20 protein-coding genes are annotated in these 19,968 nt (G+C 63.1%); 7 read left to right on the top strand and 13 right to left on the bottom strand.

The window, feature by feature from the left end; all coding sequences use genetic code 11:
• Nucleotides 1–16 precede the first annotated feature (16 nt).
• Nucleotides 17–805, top strand: a complete 789-nt coding sequence (locus tag AC56QP_RS02605; RefSeq protein WP_489861059.1) for a phosphodiester glycosidase family protein — start codon at nucleotides 17–19, stop codon at nucleotides 803–805.
• Here AC56QP_RS02605 and AC56QP_RS02600 read toward each other — a convergent pair.
• The gene (locus AC56QP_RS02600) at nucleotides 802–1,431 is read right to left on the bottom strand and encodes a DedA family protein (RefSeq protein WP_489861060.1); all 630 of its coding nucleotides are present in this window, start codon (nucleotides 1,429–1,431) and stop codon (nucleotides 802–804) included. The genes AC56QP_RS02605 and AC56QP_RS02600 overlap by 4 nt on opposite strands.
• A gap of 347 nt (nucleotides 1,432–1,778) precedes the next feature.
• Between AC56QP_RS02600 and AC56QP_RS02595 the strand changes: the two genes are divergently transcribed.
• Nucleotides 1,779–2,843 (top strand): glycoside hydrolase family 25 protein, encoded by a 1,065-nt coding sequence (locus AC56QP_RS02595; protein WP_489861061.1) that lies wholly within the window; start codon nucleotides 1,779–1,781, stop codon nucleotides 2,841–2,843.
• Nucleotides 2,844–3,179: 336 nt separating this feature from the next.
• On the top strand, nucleotides 3,180–4,154 hold the full coding sequence (locus AC56QP_RS02590; protein ID WP_489861062.1) for a DUF3592 domain-containing protein: 975 nt from the start codon (nucleotides 3,180–3,182) through the stop codon (nucleotides 4,152–4,154).
• Nucleotides 4,155–4,167: 13 nt separating this feature from the next.
• Here the strand turns inward: AC56QP_RS02590 and AC56QP_RS02585 are convergent, their stop codons facing one another.
• The gene (locus AC56QP_RS02585) at nucleotides 4,168–4,506 is read right to left on the bottom strand and encodes a hypothetical protein (protein ID WP_497109020.1); all 339 of its coding nucleotides are present in this window, start codon (nucleotides 4,504–4,506) and stop codon (nucleotides 4,168–4,170) included.
• A gap of 204 nt (nucleotides 4,507–4,710) precedes the next feature.
• Here AC56QP_RS02585 and AC56QP_RS02580 point away from each other — a divergent pair, with 204 nt between their 5' ends.
• Complete coding sequence (locus AC56QP_RS02580; RefSeq protein WP_489861064.1) at nucleotides 4,711–5,232, top strand: hypothetical protein; 522 nt, start codon at nucleotides 4,711–4,713, stop codon at nucleotides 5,230–5,232.
• A 46-nt stretch (nucleotides 5,233–5,278) separates the two neighbouring features.
• Complete coding sequence (locus AC56QP_RS02575) at nucleotides 5,279–5,839, top strand: hypothetical protein (protein WP_489861065.1); 561 nt, start codon at nucleotides 5,279–5,281, stop codon at nucleotides 5,837–5,839.
• A gap of 96 nt (nucleotides 5,840–5,935) precedes the next feature.
• Here AC56QP_RS02575 and AC56QP_RS02570 read toward each other — a convergent pair whose 3' ends face one another.
• From AC56QP_RS02570 to AC56QP_RS02550, 5 genes are all read right to left on the bottom strand, one after another.
• Nucleotides 5,936–6,568 carry a class I SAM-dependent methyltransferase gene (locus AC56QP_RS02570; protein ID WP_489861066.1) on the bottom strand — a complete coding sequence of 211 codons (633 nt, stop codon included), beginning with the start codon at nucleotides 6,566–6,568 and terminating at the stop codon, nucleotides 5,936–5,938.
• 106 nt (nucleotides 6,569–6,674) lie between these two features.
• Complete coding sequence (locus AC56QP_RS02565) at nucleotides 6,675–7,088, bottom strand: nuclear transport factor 2 family protein (protein WP_489861067.1); 414 nt, start codon at nucleotides 7,086–7,088, stop codon at nucleotides 6,675–6,677.
• 81 nt (nucleotides 7,089–7,169) lie between these two features.
• Nucleotides 7,170–7,772 (bottom strand): NADPH-dependent F420 reductase, encoded by a 603-nt coding sequence (locus tag AC56QP_RS02560; RefSeq protein ID WP_489861068.1) that lies wholly within the window; start codon nucleotides 7,770–7,772, stop codon nucleotides 7,170–7,172.
• A 32-nt stretch (nucleotides 7,773–7,804) separates the two neighbouring features.
• Nucleotides 7,805–8,557 (bottom strand): SDR family NAD(P)-dependent oxidoreductase, encoded by a 753-nt coding sequence (locus AC56QP_RS02555; protein WP_192384179.1) that lies wholly within the window; start codon nucleotides 8,555–8,557, stop codon nucleotides 7,805–7,807.
• A gap of 48 nt (nucleotides 8,558–8,605) precedes the next feature.
• Nucleotides 8,606–9,340 (bottom strand): SDR family NAD(P)-dependent oxidoreductase, encoded by a 735-nt coding sequence (locus tag AC56QP_RS02550; RefSeq protein ID WP_489861069.1) that lies wholly within the window; start codon nucleotides 9,338–9,340, stop codon nucleotides 8,606–8,608.
• Between the two features lie 220 nt (nucleotides 9,341–9,560).
• Between AC56QP_RS02550 and AC56QP_RS02545 the strand changes: the two genes are divergently transcribed.
• Complete coding sequence (locus AC56QP_RS02545; protein WP_489861070.1) at nucleotides 9,561–10,451, top strand: LysR family transcriptional regulator; 891 nt, start codon at nucleotides 9,561–9,563, stop codon at nucleotides 10,449–10,451.
• A gap of 492 nt (nucleotides 10,452–10,943) precedes the next feature.
• Here AC56QP_RS02545 and AC56QP_RS02540 read toward each other — a convergent pair whose 3' ends face one another.
• The 6 genes from AC56QP_RS02540 to AC56QP_RS02515 form a co-directional block, all read right to left on the bottom strand.
• On the bottom strand, nucleotides 10,944–14,741 hold the full coding sequence (locus AC56QP_RS02540) for a vitamin B12-dependent ribonucleotide reductase (RefSeq protein WP_489861071.1): 3,798 nt from the start codon (nucleotides 14,739–14,741) through the stop codon (nucleotides 10,944–10,946).
• Between the two features lie 650 nt (nucleotides 14,742–15,391).
• Entirely contained in the window at nucleotides 15,392–15,703 is a 312-nt protein-coding gene (locus tag AC56QP_RS02535) for a PilZ domain-containing protein (RefSeq protein ID WP_489861072.1), read from the bottom strand.
• Nucleotides 15,704–15,815: 112 nt separating this feature from the next.
• The gene (locus tag AC56QP_RS02530) at nucleotides 15,816–16,304 is read right to left on the bottom strand and encodes an NUDIX hydrolase (RefSeq protein ID WP_256750935.1); all 489 of its coding nucleotides are present in this window, start codon (nucleotides 16,302–16,304) and stop codon (nucleotides 15,816–15,818) included.
• A 210-nt stretch (nucleotides 16,305–16,514) separates the two neighbouring features.
• Nucleotides 16,515–17,015 carry a xanthine phosphoribosyltransferase gene (gene gpt, locus AC56QP_RS02525; protein WP_489861073.1) on the bottom strand — a complete coding sequence of 167 codons (501 nt, stop codon included), beginning with the start codon at nucleotides 17,013–17,015 and terminating at the stop codon, nucleotides 16,515–16,517.
• Between the two features lie 114 nt (nucleotides 17,016–17,129).
• The gene (locus AC56QP_RS02520; RefSeq protein ID WP_489861074.1) at nucleotides 17,130–17,963 is read right to left on the bottom strand and encodes a universal stress protein; all 834 of its coding nucleotides are present in this window, start codon (nucleotides 17,961–17,963) and stop codon (nucleotides 17,130–17,132) included.
• An 81-nt stretch (nucleotides 17,964–18,044) separates the two neighbouring features.
• Complete coding sequence (locus AC56QP_RS02515) at nucleotides 18,045–18,788, bottom strand: competence/damage-inducible protein A (RefSeq protein ID WP_489861075.1); 744 nt, start codon at nucleotides 18,786–18,788, stop codon at nucleotides 18,045–18,047.
• Nucleotides 18,789–18,945: 157 nt separating this feature from the next.
• Between AC56QP_RS02515 and AC56QP_RS02510 the strand changes: the two genes are divergently transcribed.
• Nucleotides 18,946–19,959, top strand: coding sequence for an alpha/beta fold hydrolase (locus AC56QP_RS02510; RefSeq protein WP_489861076.1), 1,014 nt, complete (start codon nucleotides 18,946–18,948; stop codon nucleotides 19,957–19,959).
• Nucleotides 19,960–19,968: the final 9 nt, after the last annotated feature.

The raw sequence follows: 19,968 nt of genomic DNA, 5'->3' as shown, positions 1-19,968 counted from the left end.
CGATTCCGGTACGCGCATGGATCTCTTGACCCTCCTCCAATCAATGCCGCTGCTGCTGGCGCTGGCCAAGGGCGCGCTGCCGTCGGTGGCGGCACTCGGCATGGGCTTTGGCCAATGGGTCGCCTCGCTGCCGCCATGCCGGGACGTGGCCTTTGAGGCGACCAGCTATCTTGTTTGCGAGGTCGACCCGAAACGCTATGCGATCGAACTGTTCTGGAAGGATCCGGCGGGCAAGCCCTTTCAGTCGCTGCACAATCTCCATGCCTCGCAACAGGCGGCTGGGCGCACGATGCTGTTTGCCATCAATGCCGGCATGTATCACCCGAACCTTGATCCGGTTGGTCTCTATGTCGAGCATGGCCAGGAAATCACATCCGCGAAGGTCGGTTCGGGAAGCGGCAATTTTTCCATGCAGCCGAACGGCATTTTCTACATGAGCGGCGGCAAGGCCGCGGTCCGTTCGACCAGGGATTTCCTCAGAGCTCGGCCGCCCGTCGACTACGCGACGCAATCCGGGCCGATGCTGGTGATCGATGGCCGTCTGCATCCAAAGTTCCTGGCCGACAGCACCTCGCGCAAGATCCGCGACGGTGTCGGGGTGCGCAAGGACGGTGTCGCCATCTTCGCGATTTCGAACGGCACGGTGACCTTCCATGCGTTCGCCCGCCTGTTTCGCGATGCGCTCGGCTGCGACAACGCGCTGTTCCTCGACGGCACGATATCAAGCCTGCTTGCGCCGGCGATCGGCCGCAACGATGACTACTGGAACCTGGGGCCGATGATCGGTGTCTTCAGGAAGGGCTAGTGTCGCGCGTCGCGCCTGCCGCGGAGCTTGACGACGGCCACGGCGACGATGATCACCGTCACGGCCGCGATCGCCGCCATGCCGAACCGGCTGGTCGCGCCGGGCTCCGCGAAACCGCCGGCGCCCTTGGCAACCAGCCATCCCGGCGACAGCACGACCGGCGCCCAGATGATCGCCGACAGGATGTTGGCGATCTGGAACAGGCGCCGGTTCATGCCCATCATGCCTGCGACCAGCGGCACGGTGGCGCGCACCGGACCGAAGAAGCGGCCGGCGAAGATCGCGGCGAAACCATAGCGCCGGAAGAACAGGCGTGCCCTGGCGATCTCGCGGCGGTAGCGGTTGAGCGGCCATTTATGGACGACACCGCGTCCCAGCCATCTGCCGAGAAGATAGGAGATAGTGTCGCCAAGTGCTGCCCCGATCATTGCGGCGAGCAGAACGGGCAACGGCTCGACGATGCCCGCGCCAACCAGGCCGCCGACGATCACCAGCACGGTGGTGCCAGGCAAAAAGATGCCGATCAGGATCAGCGATTCACCGAAAGCCAGCAGCCCTACGATGACACCGGCCCAGGCCTGGTGCGTCTCGATGAAAGAAACACTTTGATCGATGAAGGATTGCACGCCGGCTCCGTGATGAAAACGCTACTCAGCTGCCACTGTCGAGCAGGCGCCTGAAGGGATGGCGAGCAGGAGGGCAAGGTCCAGTCGCTGCAATGCAATCATCGGGCGCCTTTGCGGGGATCGTGTCGGCGGCAAGCGCGAGACGGTGCGTATTGTCTCAACAGGGACATCGTGGCGCTGTCAAGGCTGGCCTGGCCGTTGGTGCCGAAGGCCGGATTTCGCCGCCCGGCATGCACGAAAAAACTTGATTCAAACTTTATTGGTAATTTCTCGTTCATAACTCGATCTGGTTTGTCCGTCGGCTGCCGTTTTGCCCTCGGTCTGTTGTGTTTTGAGTACAGGTCCAGATGCGGATACCGGGCGTCATCAGTTTCTTGATCGCATCGCTTTGCCTTGCCGGTTGCACGTCGACGGCCGGCATCGATGCGCTGGATTTGCAGAAACCGTCGAGCGAGACCACCAGTTCCGTGGTGCGCCCGCCGGCACCGTTGACGGCAGTCCCGGCGGCGATGGCCAGCAGGGCGCCGAGGGCCGAAAAGGCGCCGGTGGACGACAATGCACGGCCTTTCGGCCTGGCGGAGGAAGAGACGGTGGCGTTTCCGGCGCCTGAAGTGTCGGATGTCGGCGGGCTGCCGGTCGAGCCGGCCGCGCTGGTATCGAAGCCAAGGCTGTTGAGCCGCGCCGCCCCGCCAATGCTTGCCGGGCCGCTCACCCGCTACGGCTTTCGCGACGCCAAGCCGATCAATTTCGGCAAGGCTTCGCCCCGGCACCTCGCCGTTCATGGCGTCGACGTCTCGCGCTGGCAAGGCAACGTCAACTGGGAAAAGCTGCGCGCGCAAGGCGCCAACTTCGCCTACATCAAGGCGACAGATGGCGGCGACCATCTCGATCCGATGTTCATGAAGAACTGGCGCAACGCCGACGCCGCCGGCCTGAAGCGCGGGGCTTATCACTTCTTCTACTGGTGCCGCACCGCGGGCGAACAGGCCGACTGGTTCATCCGCAATGTGCCGAAGATGGATGGCGCGCTGCCACCGGTGATCGACGTCGAGTGGAACGGCGAATCCAGCTGCAAGAGGCGGCCGTCGCGCGAAAAGGTACTGGAGAAGATGCAGGTGTTCATGGACAAGCTGGAGCGCCACTACGGCCAGCGGCCCATCATCTACACCTCGCCCGATTTCTATCGCGACAATCTCAGGAGCGAATTCCTCGACTACCCGTTCTGGCTGCGCGCGGTGGCGGCGCACCCGTCAAAGGTCTATCCCGGCCGCAAGTGGCTGTTCTGGCAGTATTCCGGCTCCGGCCTGTCGCATGGCGTCACCGGCCGCATCGACCTCAACGTATTCCAGGGCGATGAACGGCAATGGCGCGCTTTCGCCGGCGGACAAACGATCGTCGCCAACGCCAACTGAAACAGCGCAATCCGACGGTTAGCAGTGCCGCCAACGCTACGGCCGGATCCTATCTTGGTTGCCGGCTTGGTTGCCGGCGGTACGACTCGTCGATGGTGGCATAGGCCAGAACCGCGGAAAATGACCCGAAACTGAGCAGGACAGCGGTGGTAACCATGAGGTCGTAAGTCGACATGTTGTTCTCCCTCCGAGGATTGCCGAGGAGACAGGACGAGCGCTCGATGCGCGTTGACCTGGATCAACCGAATAGTGCGGCCTTTGCGATTGGACAAGACATTGCCGTCGCCTTGCTGTCTATGTGCAGGCTCCTGCACTCCCTGGGGCATTGGAGACGAGGTGGAGCTCAAGTTCCTGTTGGTCGGCTTTGCCTGCGCGGTCGCCGGCGGGCTGTCGATCGTTACTTTCCTGAAATGGCGAGAGGTGAAGGCGGTCAGCCGCTGGTTGCCGGCGCCGGGGAAGATCATCTCCTCGCGCGTCGAGGCGCGCGAGGTCCGAAGCTCGGGCTCCGGCTCGGAGAGCAGCGATGCCACCGAGATCAGGAATTTTCCGGCGATCACCTACGAATACAAGGTGGGCGGCAAGACTTTCCAGAGTTCGCACTACAGCGTGCAGGAGAACCTCGGGAATTTCGAAGTCACCGAGACCCTGGCGCGGTTTCCCCGCGGCGCCAAGGTGACCGTCTTCTATAACCCGTCCGATCCGGCCAAGGCGGTGATCGAGCGCACCATGCCGGACGGCGCCTTCAAGTTCATGGTCCAGCTTTCGGCGGGGCTGGTGATCGGCGCGCTGGTGCTGGTGTTCTCCGTCGGCGGTGTGCTGGAGGCAATCGGCCCGCATTTGCCCAAGCCGCAAAACCTCGGTGCGGCAGCGCTGCTGCTGTTCATGGGCCTGTTCGTGCTGCGCATGGGCTTCGTCCAGAAAGCGATGGCCGAGCAGGCGGCGAAATGGCCGGTCGCCGCCGGCCGCATCGATGCGTCGGGCCTGCAGGCAATCAAGACCCGCGACCGGTTCGAAGGCTATCGACCCTGGCGCACTGTTTTCAAGTCGCGCATCGTCTACAGCTATGGCGTCGCCGGCCAGCGCTACAGCGCCGACCGCGTCGCCTTCGGCGCCACCGTGACGGCTTCGCTGCCTGGCCTCGTCGGCGGCCAGGCGGCGCGCTATGTCGAGGGCGGCAAGGTCGACGTGCACTATGATCCCGCCAACCCCGCCTCGGCGGTGCTTGAATGCCGGGTGCGCGGGCTCTGGGTGCTTTGGGTCTGTTCCGTTGGCTTTCTCGGCGGCGCTGCCTTGCTGGCCGGGCTGGTCTGAGGCCGGCTTCCTTTCAGCAGCGTGCGAGAGGCCCGCTGTCGAAGCCAGGCCAGGTGAACCGCACCCTGGCGCCGTGCCTGACCATATGGACGATACGGGAAAACGGCTCAGCGAGCGACGGGTCCGCGCCGTAGCACTGGCTCGCATGCGCCACCCAGCCGGTGGCGGATTTGTGAAATGTCGCGTGCTCGCAGCCGAATTCGGGAAGCGACAGGGCCGACTGATCCACGGTGAAGACAGTCTGGCGCTGGACATCCGCGGCCGCGCTGCAGTTCTGCCTGTCCCTGGACCACGTCCCGACATAGGGCGGCGCCGCCAGTACCGTGCCGCCCGCGAATGCGGACATTGCCATCGTCATCACCAAACGCCGCATCATTTGTCTCCTCGGGCCCCTGTGCTCGACCATACAGACTGTTTGGGGGCCGTGCGGGGCAAGTTTTCGTTCGAGGTGTCACAAAGGCAGCTGTTTGGAATTTCGCTTATGGTTTCGCGCGGATGATGCGACTGTATGGGCCAGCACGCATCCCGGCCTCACAACGCTTTCCCAGGGACATTGATGATCATTCGCAAACTGGCCTTGGTTTTCCTGGGGCTGCTCGGCCCGATGCAGGCAGCGGGCGCAAAGGACTGCCTGTTGAGCCACGCCACCTATCGGGAGCCGCGCTCGGGCGCGGTGATGCAGTTCCGGCCGATCGACAACGAGCCGGCGGCGGCGACGACCGAGGTGTTTTCGCTGACCGTGCCGCATACCGATATCCGCCTGCCGGCCGACATCACCTGGACCAATGGTAAGAATTCGTTTCCGCTCGGCACCATCCGCCACACCTGCACCGACGAGGATCGCGAAGCCGGACTGGAGGACGGTAGCGGACTGTGCAGGATATGGGATGGGCAGGTCTATGCCTTGACCGGCGGCGGCGCCGAGCAGTTGAATTCCCGCGAAGCAACTCCTGCGCTGAAAGGGCTGTTGCTGCCCGATTTCGGCGCGGCTTTCATCGAAGGAGCCGATTTCGCCAAAGCCAATCCCGATGGCTCGGCGTGGGATGCCTTCACCTTGACAGGTTGCAGCAATGAATAGCGCCATGAGGATCTGCGCCCTGTTGGCATCCCTGACGATATCCGCCATGGCACGTGCGGACGAGCTGGCGCCGTCGCGCCCGCCGGTCGACAAATGTGCCTGGGAAAGACTGGCCGACAAGACGATCGGTCTTGCCGCCTGGGTGCAGCGCTGCGACTTCGGCTTCCGCCAGATCCACTTCGAGTTCGCCGGCAACACTCTCGCCATCAAATACAGCGACGGCGGTGCGGCCGACCCTCTTGTCGAACTGTTCGACATCGAGCCCGGCGAAACCGCCGAGGCTGCCTTGCTGCGGCTGTTCCTGGAAAAGACCGACAAGGCCGTCAGCGCGCGCTGCGTGCTGGCGCCTTACACCGAGGGAACCGTGCCCACCGGCGTCAAACGCTACACATTCAGCCCCGACGCAGCTTACGCGAAAGAACTGAAGGCGCTCGCCAACCCCGATGAGGTGCCCGAACCGCCCTGCGGCGACTGGGGCGAAATGCCTGACGGCATCCAGTATTTCGAGGTGCCGGCGGGCGAGGCTCGCAAACTGCTGTTCGTCCGCATCGGCCAGGATGAGCCGCTGTTTGACGAGCAGACGCTGCGTGTGTTGCGGGACGAGTAGGTGCCTGACGTGGCGGCAAGCAGGGTTGCCTCGATGTCCTCGATGGGCTTGCTGCACCCATCGAGGAGGTCGACATGAAGTCGGTGCCGGGACCTGTCAGGGCTTCACGAACCGATAGGCGAAGCGATCGGTCTCGCCCTTGATCGAAGGATCGAACACCTTGATCGAGTGCGCATCATCGTTGCTCGCGAGCATGGTGCTTTGCGCGTCCAGTACGAAGCCGGCCGCCTCCACCTCCTCGCGGACGGAGGCAGGATCGATCCGATGCAGCGCCTGGGTGTCGCTCGTGCCCGACCCTGCTGCGGCGGCGTGGTCGACGATGACGTAGAACCCACCGGGCTTCAGCCGCTCGTAGACGGCTCGATTGAAGAGGCCCGCGGTCGCGCCCTTCTTCTGAATCAGCGCGGTGTGGAGATCGTGGTAGAACAGGTGCAACCACACGACATCGGCTGGCTGGGTGACCTCCGGCATCGCGACGAGGTCCGCCGAGACGGCCTCGACGTTCTCTCGGCCCGGCTCCTTCGCGAGCGTCCGCATGAGGCCGACCGGATCGTTCTTGAAGTGGGCGACTTCGGCCGGCACGAAGCTGTAGACCCGTCCTTTGGGTCCGACGATGTCGGAGAACAGGCGCGTCCAGTCGCCGTCGCCTGGGTAAACGTCAATGACAGTGGAGCCCGCATCTACACGTGCGAACCGGATCAACTCGGATAGCTTGGATTGGTCGTACATCGGAATCTCCTTTAGGGTTGGGCATTCGACGAGTGCGCGGCGTACAATGAGGCGATTTTCGGCTGATCTACCGTCTACTCGACCTGATAGCCGAAGATGGCCGGAGCTACGCAGGCCCGGACACGTCCATCTGCGAGGCCCCGGCCAGTGCTTGCGTGTCGACGTATTCCCGGATGTTGGTCAGCCTGCCGTCCCGGACCGTGATGGCGAAGACCCAGTCGTCCTCGAACGTCTTGTTCGTGGCTTTGATCTTCCCCTTGGCGAATCCGACGACGAGGACCCGGTCTCCTTGCGCCACGAACTCCCGGGGTTCCGTGGACGTTTCTATCGACCTGGATGCCGTCTCAAGCAAATCCGCCAAGCCGGCGTGTCCATGGCGCGTTCCGGCCAACGGCCAGTCCTTGCCGGGGATGATCCACTCGATGTCTTCGGCGGCCAGCGCCAACAGAGCCTCCCTGTCGCCGCGGCCGATCGCGGCGAAGAAGTCCTTCACCGTCTGGATGTTCTTCTCAATGCTCATGGGAATTTCTCCATTTCGCACGGATCGCATCGTGCTCGATCCGATCCGTGCTTCGTGGCCCCGCCGGTTGGCACGGCTTGTTCATCCGTCGAACTTGACCAGGTCCTTGAAGATCAGTTGACCCCAGCTGTTTCCGCGCGCCTGGACGAGCAATCCGCCTTCCGAAAGCCCGCCAAGTTTGATCGGCGCGAAGCCGAGCTTTTCCGCAAGCACACCAATCTCCGCTGCGGCAGCGTCATCGTCGCTCGCCAGGAACACGACCCTCCTGCCACCATGCACGGCCGGATCCTGGTCAAGCACGGCAGCGACCAGATGGTTGAAGCCCTTGACCAGTTTTGCACCAGAGAATGCCTGTGCAACGAACTTGGTAGAAGGCTGTCCCCCCAGTTTTTCAGGAGGCACGCCGTAGGCATTGGTCACGTCGACGATGGTCTTCCCCTGCCAGCTGGCGAGCGCCTTCGCGACCTCCGGGTGCGACTCGAAACGGACAGCCAAAAAGATGATGTCCGCCTTGACCGCTTCCGCCAGTTTTTTAGGAATGATCGTGGGACCGACCGCGGCCGCAGCGGATGCAAAGCTTTCCGGGTCGCGCGTGGTTGCAACGGATACTTCGATGCCTTTGCGGGCAAACGCCTTGGCCAATGCGCGGCCGATATTGCCGAATCCAATAATTGAATAGCTCATAATGCTTTTCCGATCTTGTTTGAACGCCGGGGTCAGACCTGCGCCATGCCTCCGTCGACGGCGAGATCCACGCCAGTGATGAAAGAACTTTCATCGGAGGCGAGGAACGTGACGGCAGCCGCGATTTCCTCTGGTTTGCCCCTGCGACCCATTGGGATCTGTGACGCAAACTGGGCGGCCGCTTGCTCGGCTTGCTCAGGGGTAAGGCCAGTCGTTGTCTCTAAGGCCGGCGTCTCGATTGCTCCGGGACTCATCGCATTGACGCGGATTTTGCGGTCTTTGAGCTCCAGTGTCCAAGCGCGCGCGAAGTTGCGTACAGCCGCCTTACTCGCGGCGTAGGTGCTAAACCCAGGAAGCCCCAACACGTTCGACACTGAAGAGTTCAGGATGATCGAACCGCCGTCTTTGAACAGGGGAAGGGCCTTCTGCACCGTAAAGAACAGACCCTTCACGTTCACATCGAAGGTCTGATCAAAATGTGCCTCAGTGGCGACCGCGAGCGGTGCGATTGTCCCCGCGCCCGCGTTCGCGAAGAGAATGTCGATGTGACCATGTTTCTCCTTCACGACCGCATAGAGGCGATCCAGATCTTCCAAGAGCGACACGTCGCCCACGACCGCCGTAACGTTTCTCATGATGAAGGCCGCGGCCTCCTTCAACTCTTTCTCTCTTCGCCCGGTAATCACGACGTGCGCTCCTTCTTCTACGAAGCGCTTGGCTGTGGCCAATCCGATCCCGCTGCTTCCGCCCGTGATGACTGCGATCTTACCTTCGAGTTTTTTCATAATCTTTGTCTTTCTTTGCGCGCGGGCCAGGCACGGACCGCGCTGGGGTCAGAGTTGCGCCAGTCCGCCGTCGACGGCGACCTCGCTGGCGGTCATGAAGCTGCTGTCCGGCGACGCCAGGAAGGCGGCCACCGCACCGATCTCCGTCGGATCGGCCATGCGCTGGAGCGGAGTCATCGCGCCGTAGGCCTTCTGGCCCTCCTCGCCCAGCGCTTCCTTCGCGAGTTCGGTCGCCGTCGCCCCGGGCGACAATACATTTACCCGGATGCCGGTGCCCTTCAGGTCCTCCGCCCAGGTCCGCGCGAGATTGCGCACGGCCGCCTTGCTGGCACTGTAGGCGGTGAATCCCGGGGCGCCCGTGGTGCCGGCGCTCGATCCGGTCAGGATGATCGAACCGCCCGGGCCCATCAGCGGCAACGCCTTCTGGACCGTGAAGATCGTACCCTTCACATTGGTGTCGAAGGTTTCATCAATGTGCTCGGCGGTGATCTGGCCGAGCGGCAGCGGGCCTCCGGCCCCGGCATTGGCGAAGACGATGTCGAGGGTTCCGCGCTCGGCCTTCACCGCCGCGTAGAGCCGGTCGAGGTCGGCCTCATCCGAGACCGAGCCCTTCACCGCGCGGGCATTGGGCCCGAGGTCAGCCACAGCGGCGTCGAGCGCTTCCTGGCGGCGGCCGAAGATAAAGACGAAGGCGCCTTCGTCGATGAAGCGCTTTGCCGCCGCGCGGCCGATGCCGGTGGCGCCGCCGGTGATCACGGCGGTCTTTCCATTCAATCTGGTCATGTCGTGCATCCTTCCAGGCTTCCGCCTTGGCCATTCGGGAACGTCCCGAGACGCTCTAGATGGGTCCGCCGGAGTGAGACGTTCAGTGCGCAAGCGCGCACATCGGTGGTGCGAAATCGATCCGGCTGGGCGACTGATGTCACCGTGACGGTCGCCATGCCTGTGGTTGGCGTGCTAGACACGGGCTTGGAAGGCGCGCCGCGCGGTGCGGGATTGCACCATGATAGACTGGGATGACGTTCGCTACTTTCTTGCCGTCGCACGCGGAGGCTCGGTGCGGGCTGCCGCCGCACACCTCGGGGTGAATCATTCAACCGTGCTGCGACGCATCGCCCAGCTCGAGGAACGCCTTGGGGCACACATGTTCGAAAAGCTGCCCTCGGGCTACCGCCTGACGGCCGCGGGCGAGGAGGTTCTCGAGCTCGCGGAACAGATGGAAGCGTCGTCCCATCAGCTACAAACGCGCGTCCTCGGGCGCGACCAAGGCGTGCGCGGGCTTCTGAGGGTGACGCTGGCTCCGACCCTCGCGACACACCTGCTAATGCCGGACTTCGCCGATTTCGCACGTCTGTATCCGGACATCGAGATGGAAATCGTGTCGTCCGGCGAGCTGGCAAATCTGACCAACCGAGAGGCCGACGTGGCGATCCGCGTCGTCTACGACCGCAAAACTTTACCGCTCAATCTTCACGGACTGAAGGGACCGGAGCTGTTCGGAGGCGTCTACATGTCCCGGGATCGGCTAACCGTGTCGCGTGCGGGCGCGCCTGGTCCCATCCGGTGGATCGTCATAAGCATGCATGGAATCCCCGATTGGGTCCGCGAGGTTCGCACCACGGGGGTTCCGTTCAGGACCACGGACGGTGAGGCGCAGATCGTTGCCGTACGGCAAGGGGTCGGGATGACGACGCTGCCGTGCTTCGTCGGAGATGCCGACCCGCTGCTGGTGAGGGTGCCGGGCACCGACCTGCACATGTACGGAACCGTTTGGCTTCTCACACAGGGTGAGACTCGCAAGACAAAGCGCGTGCGGCTCTTCACCGAATTCATATCCCGCAGGCTCGCCGCGTACGCGCCGCTTCTCGCGGGACTGTCCATATCGCGCGACTGACGCGCGGCAGGTCGCTGGCGATGCTTGCAGTGGACAAGTGCCTGCAAGCGGTCATCCCCAGCGTACGACTTGGGTCGATAGCGCGGCCCACCGTCAGTCCGCCTGCGGGCCTATTTCCTAGCGCGGGCTGAGATGGCCCCTCCTAGAGCAGTTCACCGTTTCACGGAAACGGCAAACCGCTCTAACTCTTCGTTTTGACGCAATTCCCAAGGGAAAGCGCTGTGCGCTTTTCCCGGGAAAACCGTTTCACACTTTTCCTGGAATGCTCCTAGCGCGCTTAGCGGGCCTTTTGAGCCGCGATCATCCCGCGTCGTTTAAGCGGTTCGGATCGTCGCGTTGGCACAAATAGTCGAAGGCCCGGACGCCAAAGCGTCCGGGCCTTCTTTTTCCTAGGGTGAGCCAACTTCGAGTGTCAGGCGAGCCATCTATCTTTGACCTTGAGCAAGATGTCGTGGCGCGTCAGGTCAGGAGGGACTCGCGATTCCGTCTTTCTCAGCTGCACCCGCTCGTCGCACCACAGGTGTCGCACTTCTCGCAGGTCCCGTTCCGCACCATCGTAAAGTTCTGGCACTCGGAGCAGGAATTGCCGGTGTAGCCCTGGAGCAACGACCTGGCGCGGCGGTCGGCGGCGAGTTTCTTCGCTTCGGCTGCTTCATTGGCCGCGGCGTCGGTGAACAGCGCCGCCGTGGCGTCCGAAGCCTCGGAAGCAGCGCCCGCCGCTCCCTCGAAGGCGATCTCCTCGGCCAGTTCCTTGGCCCGCTCCTCATAGTCGCGCTTGTAGGCGACCGCCTCGTCGCTGGCCGGCTTCAGCGCCAGCACGTTGGAGCCGGAGAAGGCGGTGGGCGCCGAGCGGGCAGGGGCGCCGGAAGGTGCTGAACCGGCAAATCCCTTCGGCTCGTTGCCGCTGACGCGCGACACCAGCTTCACCGGCGAGGCGCCACGGGTCAGGCCCTTGGAGACGGCGTCGGTCTTGCCTTCGCTGATGTTGCGGCCAAGCGCGGTGTTGGAGAAGTCCGACTGGTCGACATGAGCGAGGTCGTTGCGGCCGAGATAGGAGATGGCCAGTTCGCGGAACACGTAGTCGAGGATCGACGTCGCGCTCTTGATGGCGTCGTTGCCCTGCACCATGCCGGCCGGCTCGAACTTGGTGAAGGTGAAGGCGTGGACATATTCGTCGAGCGGCACGCCATATTGCAGGCCGAGCGAGATGGCGATGGCGAAGTTGTTGAGAAGGCCACGCAGGGTCGCGCCTTCCTTGTTCATGTCGATGAAGATCTCGCCGAGGCGGCCATCATCATATTCGCCGGTGCGCAGGAATATGGTGTTGCCACCGATCTTGGCCTTCTGGGTGTAGCCCTTGCGGCGGCCGGGCAGCTTTTCCTGCTCGCGCGACACGCGCTCGATAATGCGCTCGACGATCCGTTCGGTGATCTGCACCGCACGCTGCGCGGCGGGCGCGGCGATCAGCTGCTCGACGGCTTCCTCCTCGTCGTCCTCGCCATCGGCGAGCAGCGAGGAATTCAGCGGCTGCGACAGCTTCGAGCCGTCGCGATAGAGCGCGTTGGCCTTCAACGCCAGCTTCCACGACAGCATGTAGGCGCCCTTGGCGTCCTCCACCGTCGCATCGTTCGGCATGTTGATGGTCTTGGAGATGGCGCCCGAGATGAAGGGCTGCGCCGCCGCCATCATCTGGATGTGGCTGTTGATCGACAGCGAACGCTTGCCGATCTTGCCGCACGGGCTGGCGCAGTCGAACACGGCAAGGTGTTCGGCCTTGAGGAAGGGCGCGCCTTCCAGCGTCATGGCACCGCAGACATGGATGTTGGCGGCCTCGATGTCCTTCTTGGCGAAGCCGAGCGCCGGCAGCATCTCGAACGAGAAGTCGTTGAGCTGCTCGTCGGTGAACCCGAATGTCTCCTTCACCCAGTCGGCGCCCAGCGTCCACTGGTTGAAGACGAACTTGATGTCGAAGGCCGACTTCAGCGCCGCGTTGAGCGCCGCGATCTTGTCGTCGGTGAAGCCCTTTGCCTTGAGCGAGCCGGGATTGACGCCGGGTGCCTGGTTGAGATTGCCGTGGCCGACCGCATAGGCCTCCATCTCGGCGATCTGGGCTTCCGAATAGCCGAGCGTGCGCAGCGCTTCCGGTACGGCGCGGTTGATGATCTTGAAGTAGCCGCCGCCGGCCAGCTTCTTGAACTTCACCAGCGCGAAGTCGGGTTCGATGCCGGTGGTGTCGCAATCCATGACCAGGCCGATCGTGCCGGTCGGCGCGATCACGGTCGCCTGCGCGTTGCGGTAGCCATGCTCCTCGCCGAGCTCGATGGCGCGGTCCCAGGCGGCTTTCGCATGCTCGGCAAGCGCCTGCTGCTTGAGGTCGGAAGCGACCAGCGGCACCGGGTTGACGGCCAGCTTCTCGTAGCCGTCCTTGTCGCCATAGGCGGCGCGGCGATGGTTGCGCATGACGCGCAGCATGTTCTGCGCGTTGCGGTCGTAATCGGCGAAGGCGCCGAGCTCGGAAGCCATCTCGGCGGAGGTGGCATAGGCGGTGCCGGTCATGATCGCGGTGAGTGCGGCGCAGATGGCGCGGCCCTCGTCGGAATCATAGGGAATGCCCGAGGTCATCAGCAGGCCGCCGATATTGGCATAGCCGAGGCCGAGCGTGCGGTATTCGTAGGAGAGCTTGGCGATCTCCTTCGACGGGAACTGCGCCATCATCACCGAGATCTCCAGCACGATGGTCCACAGCCGCACGGTGTGCTCGTAGGCCGATATGTCGATGGTGCCGTCCGCGTTGCGGTAGGGCAAGAGGTTGATCGAGGCGAGGTTGCAGGCGGTGTCGTCGAGGAACATGTATTCCGAGCACGGGTTGGACGCCCGGATCGCACCGGCGGAGGCGCAGGTGTGCCAGTCGTTCATCGTCGTGTTGAAATGCAGGCCCGGATCGGCCGACGCCCAGGCGGCGTAGCCGATCTTTTCCCAGAGATCGCGCGCCTTCAGCGTCTTCAGGACCTTGCCGTCCTTGCGGGCGGTGAGGTGCCAGTCGGCGTCATCCTCGACGGCGCGCAGGAAATTGTCCTTCAGCGACACTGAATTGTTGGAGTTCTGGCCCGAAACCGTGAGGTAGGCGTCCGAATCCCAGTCGGTGTCGTAGGTCTTGAACGACATCGAGGTGTAGCCTTGCTTGGCGAACTGGATGACGCGGTAGATGTAGTTTTCCGGCACCGCGTCCTTCTTGGCCAGCTTGATCTCGCGCTTCAGCGCGGTGTTGATCGACGGGTCGAAGCAGTCGTCGCCATTGCCTTCGCAGTTGACGCAGGCCTTCATGATCGCTTCGAGATGCTTCTTGACGATCTTGGAGCCGGTCACCAACGAGGCGACCTTCTGCTCTTCATTGACCTTCCAGTCGATGAATTCCTCGATATCGGGGTGGTCGGCGTCGACGATGACCATCTTGGCGGCGCGGCGCGTCGTGCCGCCCGACTTGATGGCGCCGGCGGCGCGGTCGCCGATCTTGAGGAAGCTCATCAGGCCGGACGAGCGGCCGCCGCCGGACAGCTTTTCGCCTTCGCCGCGCAGCAGCGAGAAATTGGAGCCGGTGCCCGAGCCATATTTGAACAGGCGCGCTTCACGCACCCAAAGGTCCATGATGCCTCCCTCGTTGACGAGGTCGTCCTGCACGCCCTGGATGAAGCAGGCATGCGGCTGCGGGTGCTCGTAGGAGGACTTCGACTTGGTCAGCTTGCCGGTGAACGGGTCGACATAGAAGTGGCCCTGGCTCGGGCCGTCGATGCCATAAGCCCAGTGCAGGCCGGTGTTGAACCATTGCGGCGAGTTCGGCGCGACGCGCTGCGTGGCCAGCATGTAGGCAAGCTCGTCGCGGAAGGCGCGCGCGTCTTCCTCCGACGCCTTGAAGTAGCCGCCCTTCCAGCCCCAATAGGTCCAGGTGCCGGCCAGCCGGTCGAAGACCTGGCGGGCGTCGATCTCGGAGCCATAGCGCTCGGCTTCCGGCAGCTTGGCAAGTTCGGCCTCGTCGGCGACGGAGCGCCACAGGAAGGAGGGGACGTCGTTCTCCTCGACCTTCTTCAGCCGCGCGGGGACACCGGCCTTGCGGAAATACTTCTGCGCCAGGATGTCGGCGGCGACCTGGGAGAACTGCGCCGGCACATCGATGTTGTCGAGGCGGAACACCACCGAGCCATCCGGATTCTTGATCTCCGAAAGCGCCTTGCGGAATTCGATCTCCGCGTAAGCCGATTGCCCTTGCTTGGTGAAACGCCGCTCGATGCGCATTGGTCCGGTCCCTTTTGTCTATATATAGCGCTTTTCCCCGGGGATTTCTGCCCCCAACGCGAAACGCGCATGTCCGCCGTCTGCCGGCGTTCGAAAACGGCCGGCTCTCCATTTCGCAGCCTTCGCCCGCTCTGCTGGTCAAACTCCTTGCGAAGCGCCTGTCCAACTCGCTGACGAACCCCACGGGTCCCTCAAAACTGATTTTTTTCCGATTCCCTCGACCGAGGGAAATTCACACTATCTAGCGTCGAACCTAGCTGCAAACACTAAATATAGTATTAACAGACAATTTATTCCAGTCCGACAATTCTCCCTATCGTCCCCCAAGCCCGCCACAATTCCAACGCTTCCGCCGGCCTCGCAAACAGGCGGAAATGCGGGAAAAAACTCACATAATCCGGGAAAAAGACCGGCCTCAGAACTTTCCGGTCGCGCTCTCAACAGGAGCACATGGCCTATAAAAGGCGACTCGTTTTGCGCCGTCAAGGATTCGTTTGCGTAGCTTTTGTGACCCCAACATCTTGTGTGTCACATATGTGGATAACGGGGAAAGAATTGCGGTGCGGCGACGGCGATTTGCCGCCTGAGGGCAATGAATGCGCGGCCGACAATCCAGCCGAGCGCGAGCTTGCCAGGCCCGACCGCCACGTTCAGCCGTAATGCAGCCTGGGTTTTGGTTCGGTGCCGGTGAACCGCACCCCGATCCGGTCGTTGCGGCGCCAGCGAACCTCGCAGCGATAGGCAATGCCGTCGACCGGCACATAGAGCAGAAAGCGATCCGGCACCCTGGCTTCGACCGTAATCTTCAGTTCGGCGCCGCCTTCATGCTGATTGCGCAGCGTGCAGCTGACTTCCGAATTCGAAATTCCGGTGATGATGGCGCCACCCTTGAGGACACGCTGGCGGCGCTCGCGCCGGGGCTCATCGGATTCGTCCGGAACTGGTTTTGCAGGGGTTGCCATCGATGAATTTGCCAAAGCCGCCGAATCGTATTCCTGATTCGTTAGCAAAGCATTCACATTGATGCGTATTTTGTCTGGCAATGCAGCGCGGCGCGACCGCCTGACGTCAGGGTCAGGGGAAGCTGTGCGGGTCGGCGCAAAAATAGGCGATGATCTGGCAAAGGTCGGGTTCATTGATCATGCGCACCGCTTCGCTGGAACTTACCCATTTGCGGATGCGGGAGCGCTTTTCCTTCCAGCGGTCGGCGACCTTGTCGACTTGCAGGGGAAACACGAGAACTTCACACGGGACTTCCTCGCCGGAAGCCAACACCTTGGCATAGAAGTAGCGGCCGGCTTCGAGATGGGAGACACTTCCGCGCAGTCCGGCTTCCTCGCCGGCCTCGCGCGCCGCGGCCTCGCAGAGCGGCTCCCTGGCCTCCGGCCAACCCTTGGGAAGCACCCAGCGACCGGTATCGCGGCTGGTAATCAGCATGACCTCGACGCCGTTCCCGGTATCGCGCCAGGGCAGGGCGGCAACCTGCAGGCGGCACGGCGCCGTGCCGAAGAGTCGTCGGACCCTTTCGGCCAGATGATTGTGCGTCGTTGGCCTCGTCAACATCGGAGAAGCTAGCCCCAGCCTCCAGAATCGTTTGCCGTCTCACGAATCTTACGGCCAATTGTCCGCAATAAAAGTAAAAACTTTCACTTATCTCGCCGATTACCGCCAATAGACGTCGATTCCGCAAAATATCCGGCCTGCCGGGACCATTTGCGAAAGCAAACGATGCCCAACGGCGGCAGCTGATCTGGAACAGGCAGGGGTTACGAATCAGCCGGCGTGGTCGTCGGCTATCGGTTTCTGATAGGTGAAGCCCATGTCCCATGGAAAATAGATCCAGGTGTCCTGGCTGACTTCGGTGACGAAAGTATCGACCAGTGGCCGGCCCTTCGGCTTGGCGTAGACGGTTGCGAAATGCGCCTTCGGCATCATCGCGCGCACGATTGCCGCCGTCTTGCCGGTATCGGTCAGGTCGTCGACGATCAGCACGCCGGCGCCGTCGTCAGCCAGCAACGCCGGCGTCACCTCCTTCAGCACCTGCAGCTGCCCCTGGCTGGTATAGTCGTGGTAGGAGGCGACACAGACCGTCTCGATGACGCGGATGCCAAGCTCGCGCGAGATGATCGCCGCGGGAACGAGGCCGCCGCGGGTGATGCAGACGATCGCTTTCCATTGCCCCTTGTTGGTGCCCGCCAGCCGCCAGGCGAGCGCACGGGCGTCGCGATGGAACTGGTCCCAGGAGACCGGAAAAGCTTTTTCGGGAAGGGACATTTCGCGCACTCCGCAGCGCGCGAGTGCCGCGCGCAAGAAAACAGGGGAATGCGCGCGGAATTAACTGGAAAGCCTTGGCCTTGGCAAGGGCGGGCCTGAGCGATCGCTGTGGACTCAGCGCGACAGGAAGGCCGCTATCGGCGCCGTGCGCAGCACAGTGCGGGTTACCCCGCCGAACAGAAGCTGGCGCAGCCATGAGTGGCTGTAGGCGCCGAGCACCAGCAGATCGGCGCCGGTCTCGGTGATCCGGGTCTGGATGATGTCATCGACCGAACTGCCCCCCGATCTCTGCACCGAGACGCTGACGTTGGCGCCGTGGCGCGACAGGGCGGAAGCGATCTCGGCGCCGGCGGCCTCCGGGCTCTCGTCGAGCGAGTCGGGTGGGTCAATGACCAGTATGTCTGTTTTCTCTGCTTCGATGATGAAGGGCAGCGCGTCGAAGGCGGCGCGGGCCGCTTCCTTGCTGCCGTTCCAGGCGAGCAGCACGCGTTTGAAGGTGGTGATCAGGGGGCCCGAATGCGGCACCACCAGCACCGGCCTGCCGGCGTCGTAGACCAGCGTGTCGACATCAGCGCTCGGGTCACCGCCTGTCTCGCGCTGCGCGGCGATGATCAGATCGGCGGCGCGGACGCTCGAAATGCCGGTCAGCGCGCTGTCGCCCGAAAAACTCTCCAGGCTGCGCCACTCGAAGGAAAGGCCGGAATTCTCGATATACTTGAGAAAAACGGCCTGCAGCTTCTCGGCCCGCTCCCGGTTCATGTCGGCCGAGACCTGCAGGAACTCGGTGTCCGGAAAGCCGGTGGCCGAGGTGTAGGGCACCGGAAGCGTTTCGGCATGGATGCCGATCAAATGGCTCTCGAACCGGCTGGCGAGCGGAATGGCGCAGTCCAGCACGCGCTCCGCATCCTGTTCGTTCTGCAGAATGGCGACGATGGTTTTGAATCGCATGGTAATCCCTCGGTTTACGGGCGATCGAACTCGCGCGGACGAAACGTTGCGGCGTCGTGCTTGGTTCCGGGCTGCACCAGATCAGCCCGGATTGCTGGCGAAGCCGGCCACCATCGCCTCGACATCGGCGCGCGCCGCGTCCAGCGCGTCCTGGCTGCGGGCACGCACGACCAGTTCAGTCCAGAACTTGCCATCGCCATATTTCGGGTAGGAGCCGATGATCGTGTCCGGATGCGCTTTCTGGATGTCGCCCAACGGCCCGCCGATGAGGCCCTCGCCGAATGGACAGGGCACGGTTGCCGACAGCATCTTGGTGCCGGCCTTCAGCGTCGGCACGACATTGTCGAGCATGGCCTGGAAGATCGACGGCACGCCGGCCATGACATGGACGTTGCCGATGCGGAAACCGGGCGCGACGGACACTGGATTGACGATGAGATCGGCACCGCGCGGCATCCGCGCCATGCGCTTGCGGGCCTCGGTGTATTCGATGCCGCGCGCGGCGTAGCTTGCCTCCAGCATCGCATAGGCATCGGCATGGTATTCGCAAGGCACGCCGAAGGCCTTGGAAATCGAATCCGCGGTGATGTCGTCGTGGGTCGGGCCGATGCCACCGGTGGTGAACACATAGGTGTAGCGTGCGCGCACGGCATTCACCGCCGCGACGATCTCGTCTTCCTCGTCCGGAACGATACGCACTTCCTTCAGGTCGATGCCGATCGCGGTCATGATGTCGGCGAGATGGCCGATGTTCTTGTCCTTGGTGCGGCCGGACAGTATCTCGTCACCGATGACGAGCATGGCGGCGGTAACGATTTCGGGCATGGAAGGCTCCGGAGGGACGGGTCCAAGTCAGATAGCGCGCCATGGCTGCGGCCGCAATGCCACCCTGTACGAGCGGCCTCGCACCATCCGGTTCTATGCAAGGTTGCGGCACGACCGGATGCGGCTAAGCTGACGCTGGTTCTGGTCCGGGTGAACAATGCTGTTTTCAATTCTGTCGTGGCTGCTGGCCGTGCTTATCCTGCTGGCGGTCCTCGGGATCGCCAGTCTGGTGCTGGCGACGCAGTGGATCGCGGCGAAGGCCGAAAGGCTGGTGCCGCCGGTCGGAAAATTCATCGAGATAGATGGCAACCGCATCCACTATGTCGATGTGGGCGAGGGGCGGCCGATCGTCTTCCTGCACGGGCTCGGCGCCCAGCTTCATCATTTCAGGTCCACCCTGTTCGGGCGGTTCGATCCGGGCTACCGGCTGATCGCGCTCGATCGCCCGGGGTCGGGCTATTCGGTGCGGGCGCGCGGCGCCACGGGCCGGCTGCCGGAACAGGCCGAGATCGTGCGGTGCTTCATCGAAACGCTGCGGCTGGAAAAGCCGCTGGTGGTCGGTCATTCCCTGGGCGGCGCCATCGCGCTGACCCTGGCCGTGGAACATCCCGAGGCGATTTCCGGCATCGCCCTGCTGGCGCCATTGACCCATCTGGAAGGTGGCGGGCGCGAAAAGTTCGGCCCGCTCTATATTCCCTCACGCCTGCTGCGCCGGGTCATGGCCTATACGATGGCCATCCCGACAAGCCTCAGATATGCGCGGCCGACAATGGAATTCATCTTCGCGCCGCAAGTCCCGCCCGCCGACTACATGGTCGCGGCAGGCGGATGGCTCGGGCTCAGGCCAGCCCATTTCTATGCCACGTCCTCCGATGTCGTGGCGATCGAACGCGATCTCGGCCGCATCGAGGGCCGCTATGGGGAGATCGCGATGCCGGCCGGCATTCTCTTCGGGGCCGCGGATCGCGTCATCGACATCCGCACTCATGGGGAGCCGATGCAGGACAAGATCGAAGGGCTTGATTTCGAAGCTGTCGACGATCTCGGCCACATGCCACAATTCGTCGAGCCGGAACGGGTCATTGCCTTCGTCGAGCGCATTGCAGCCCGCGCGTTTTCCGTTCGGACATCACCACGGCCTCACGACAATTTCACTGAACCATTCGGCTGATTGCCGGGT

Source organism: Mesorhizobium sp. RCAM 05104, from assembly GCF_059683645.1.
This window is presented reverse-complemented; position numbering and strand designations above follow the sequence as displayed.

Coding starts and splice junctions, on each gene's coding strand:
- AC56QP_RS02605 (WP_489861059.1), top strand. CDS start 17: ATGGATCTCTTGACCCTCCTCCAATCAATGCCGCTGCTGCTGGCGCTG.
- AC56QP_RS02595 (WP_489861061.1), top strand. CDS start 1,779: ATGCGGATACCGGGCGTCATCAGTTTCTTGATCGCATCGCTTTGCCTT.
- AC56QP_RS02585 (WP_497109020.1), bottom strand. CDS start 4,506: ATGGCAATGTCCGCATTCGCGGGCGGCACGGTACTGGCGGCGCCGCCC.
- AC56QP_RS02580 (WP_489861064.1), top strand. CDS start 4,711: ATGATCATTCGCAAACTGGCCTTGGTTTTCCTGGGGCTGCTCGGCCCG.
- AC56QP_RS02575 (WP_489861065.1), top strand. CDS start 5,279: ATGGCACGTGCGGACGAGCTGGCGCCGTCGCGCCCGCCGGTCGACAAA.
- AC56QP_RS02570 (WP_489861066.1), bottom strand. CDS start 6,568: ATGTACGACCAATCCAAGCTATCCGAGTTGATCCGGTTCGCACGTGTA.
- AC56QP_RS02565 (WP_489861067.1), bottom strand. CDS start 7,088: ATGAGCATTGAGAAGAACATCCAGACGGTGAAGGACTTCTTCGCCGCG.
- AC56QP_RS02560 (WP_489861068.1), bottom strand. CDS start 7,772: ATGAGCTATTCAATTATTGGATTCGGCAATATCGGCCGCGCATTGGCC.
- AC56QP_RS02555 (WP_192384179.1), bottom strand. CDS start 8,557: ATGAAAAAACTCGAAGGTAAGATCGCAGTCATCACGGGCGGAAGCAGC.
- AC56QP_RS02550 (WP_489861069.1), bottom strand. CDS start 9,340: ATGACCAGATTGAATGGAAAGACCGCCGTGATCACCGGCGGCGCCACC.
- AC56QP_RS02545 (WP_489861070.1), top strand. CDS start 9,561: ATGATAGACTGGGATGACGTTCGCTACTTTCTTGCCGTCGCACGCGGA.
- AC56QP_RS02540 (WP_489861071.1), bottom strand. CDS start 14,741: ATGCGCATCGAGCGGCGTTTCACCAAGCAAGGGCAATCGGCTTACGCG.
- AC56QP_RS02535 (WP_489861072.1), bottom strand. CDS start 15,703: ATGGCAACCCCTGCAAAACCAGTTCCGGACGAATCCGATGAGCCCCGG.
- AC56QP_RS02530 (WP_256750935.1), bottom strand. CDS start 16,304: ATGTTGACGAGGCCAACGACGCACAATCATCTGGCCGAAAGGGTCCGA.
- gpt (WP_489861073.1), bottom strand. CDS start 17,015: ATGTCCCTTCCCGAAAAAGCTTTTCCGGTCTCCTGGGACCAGTTCCAT.
- AC56QP_RS02520 (WP_489861074.1), bottom strand. CDS start 17,963: ATGCGATTCAAAACCATCGTCGCCATTCTGCAGAACGAACAGGATGCG.
- AC56QP_RS02515 (WP_489861075.1), bottom strand. CDS start 18,788: ATGCCCGAAATCGTTACCGCCGCCATGCTCGTCATCGGTGACGAGATA.
- AC56QP_RS02510 (WP_489861076.1), top strand. CDS start 18,946: ATGCTGTTTTCAATTCTGTCGTGGCTGCTGGCCGTGCTTATCCTGCTG.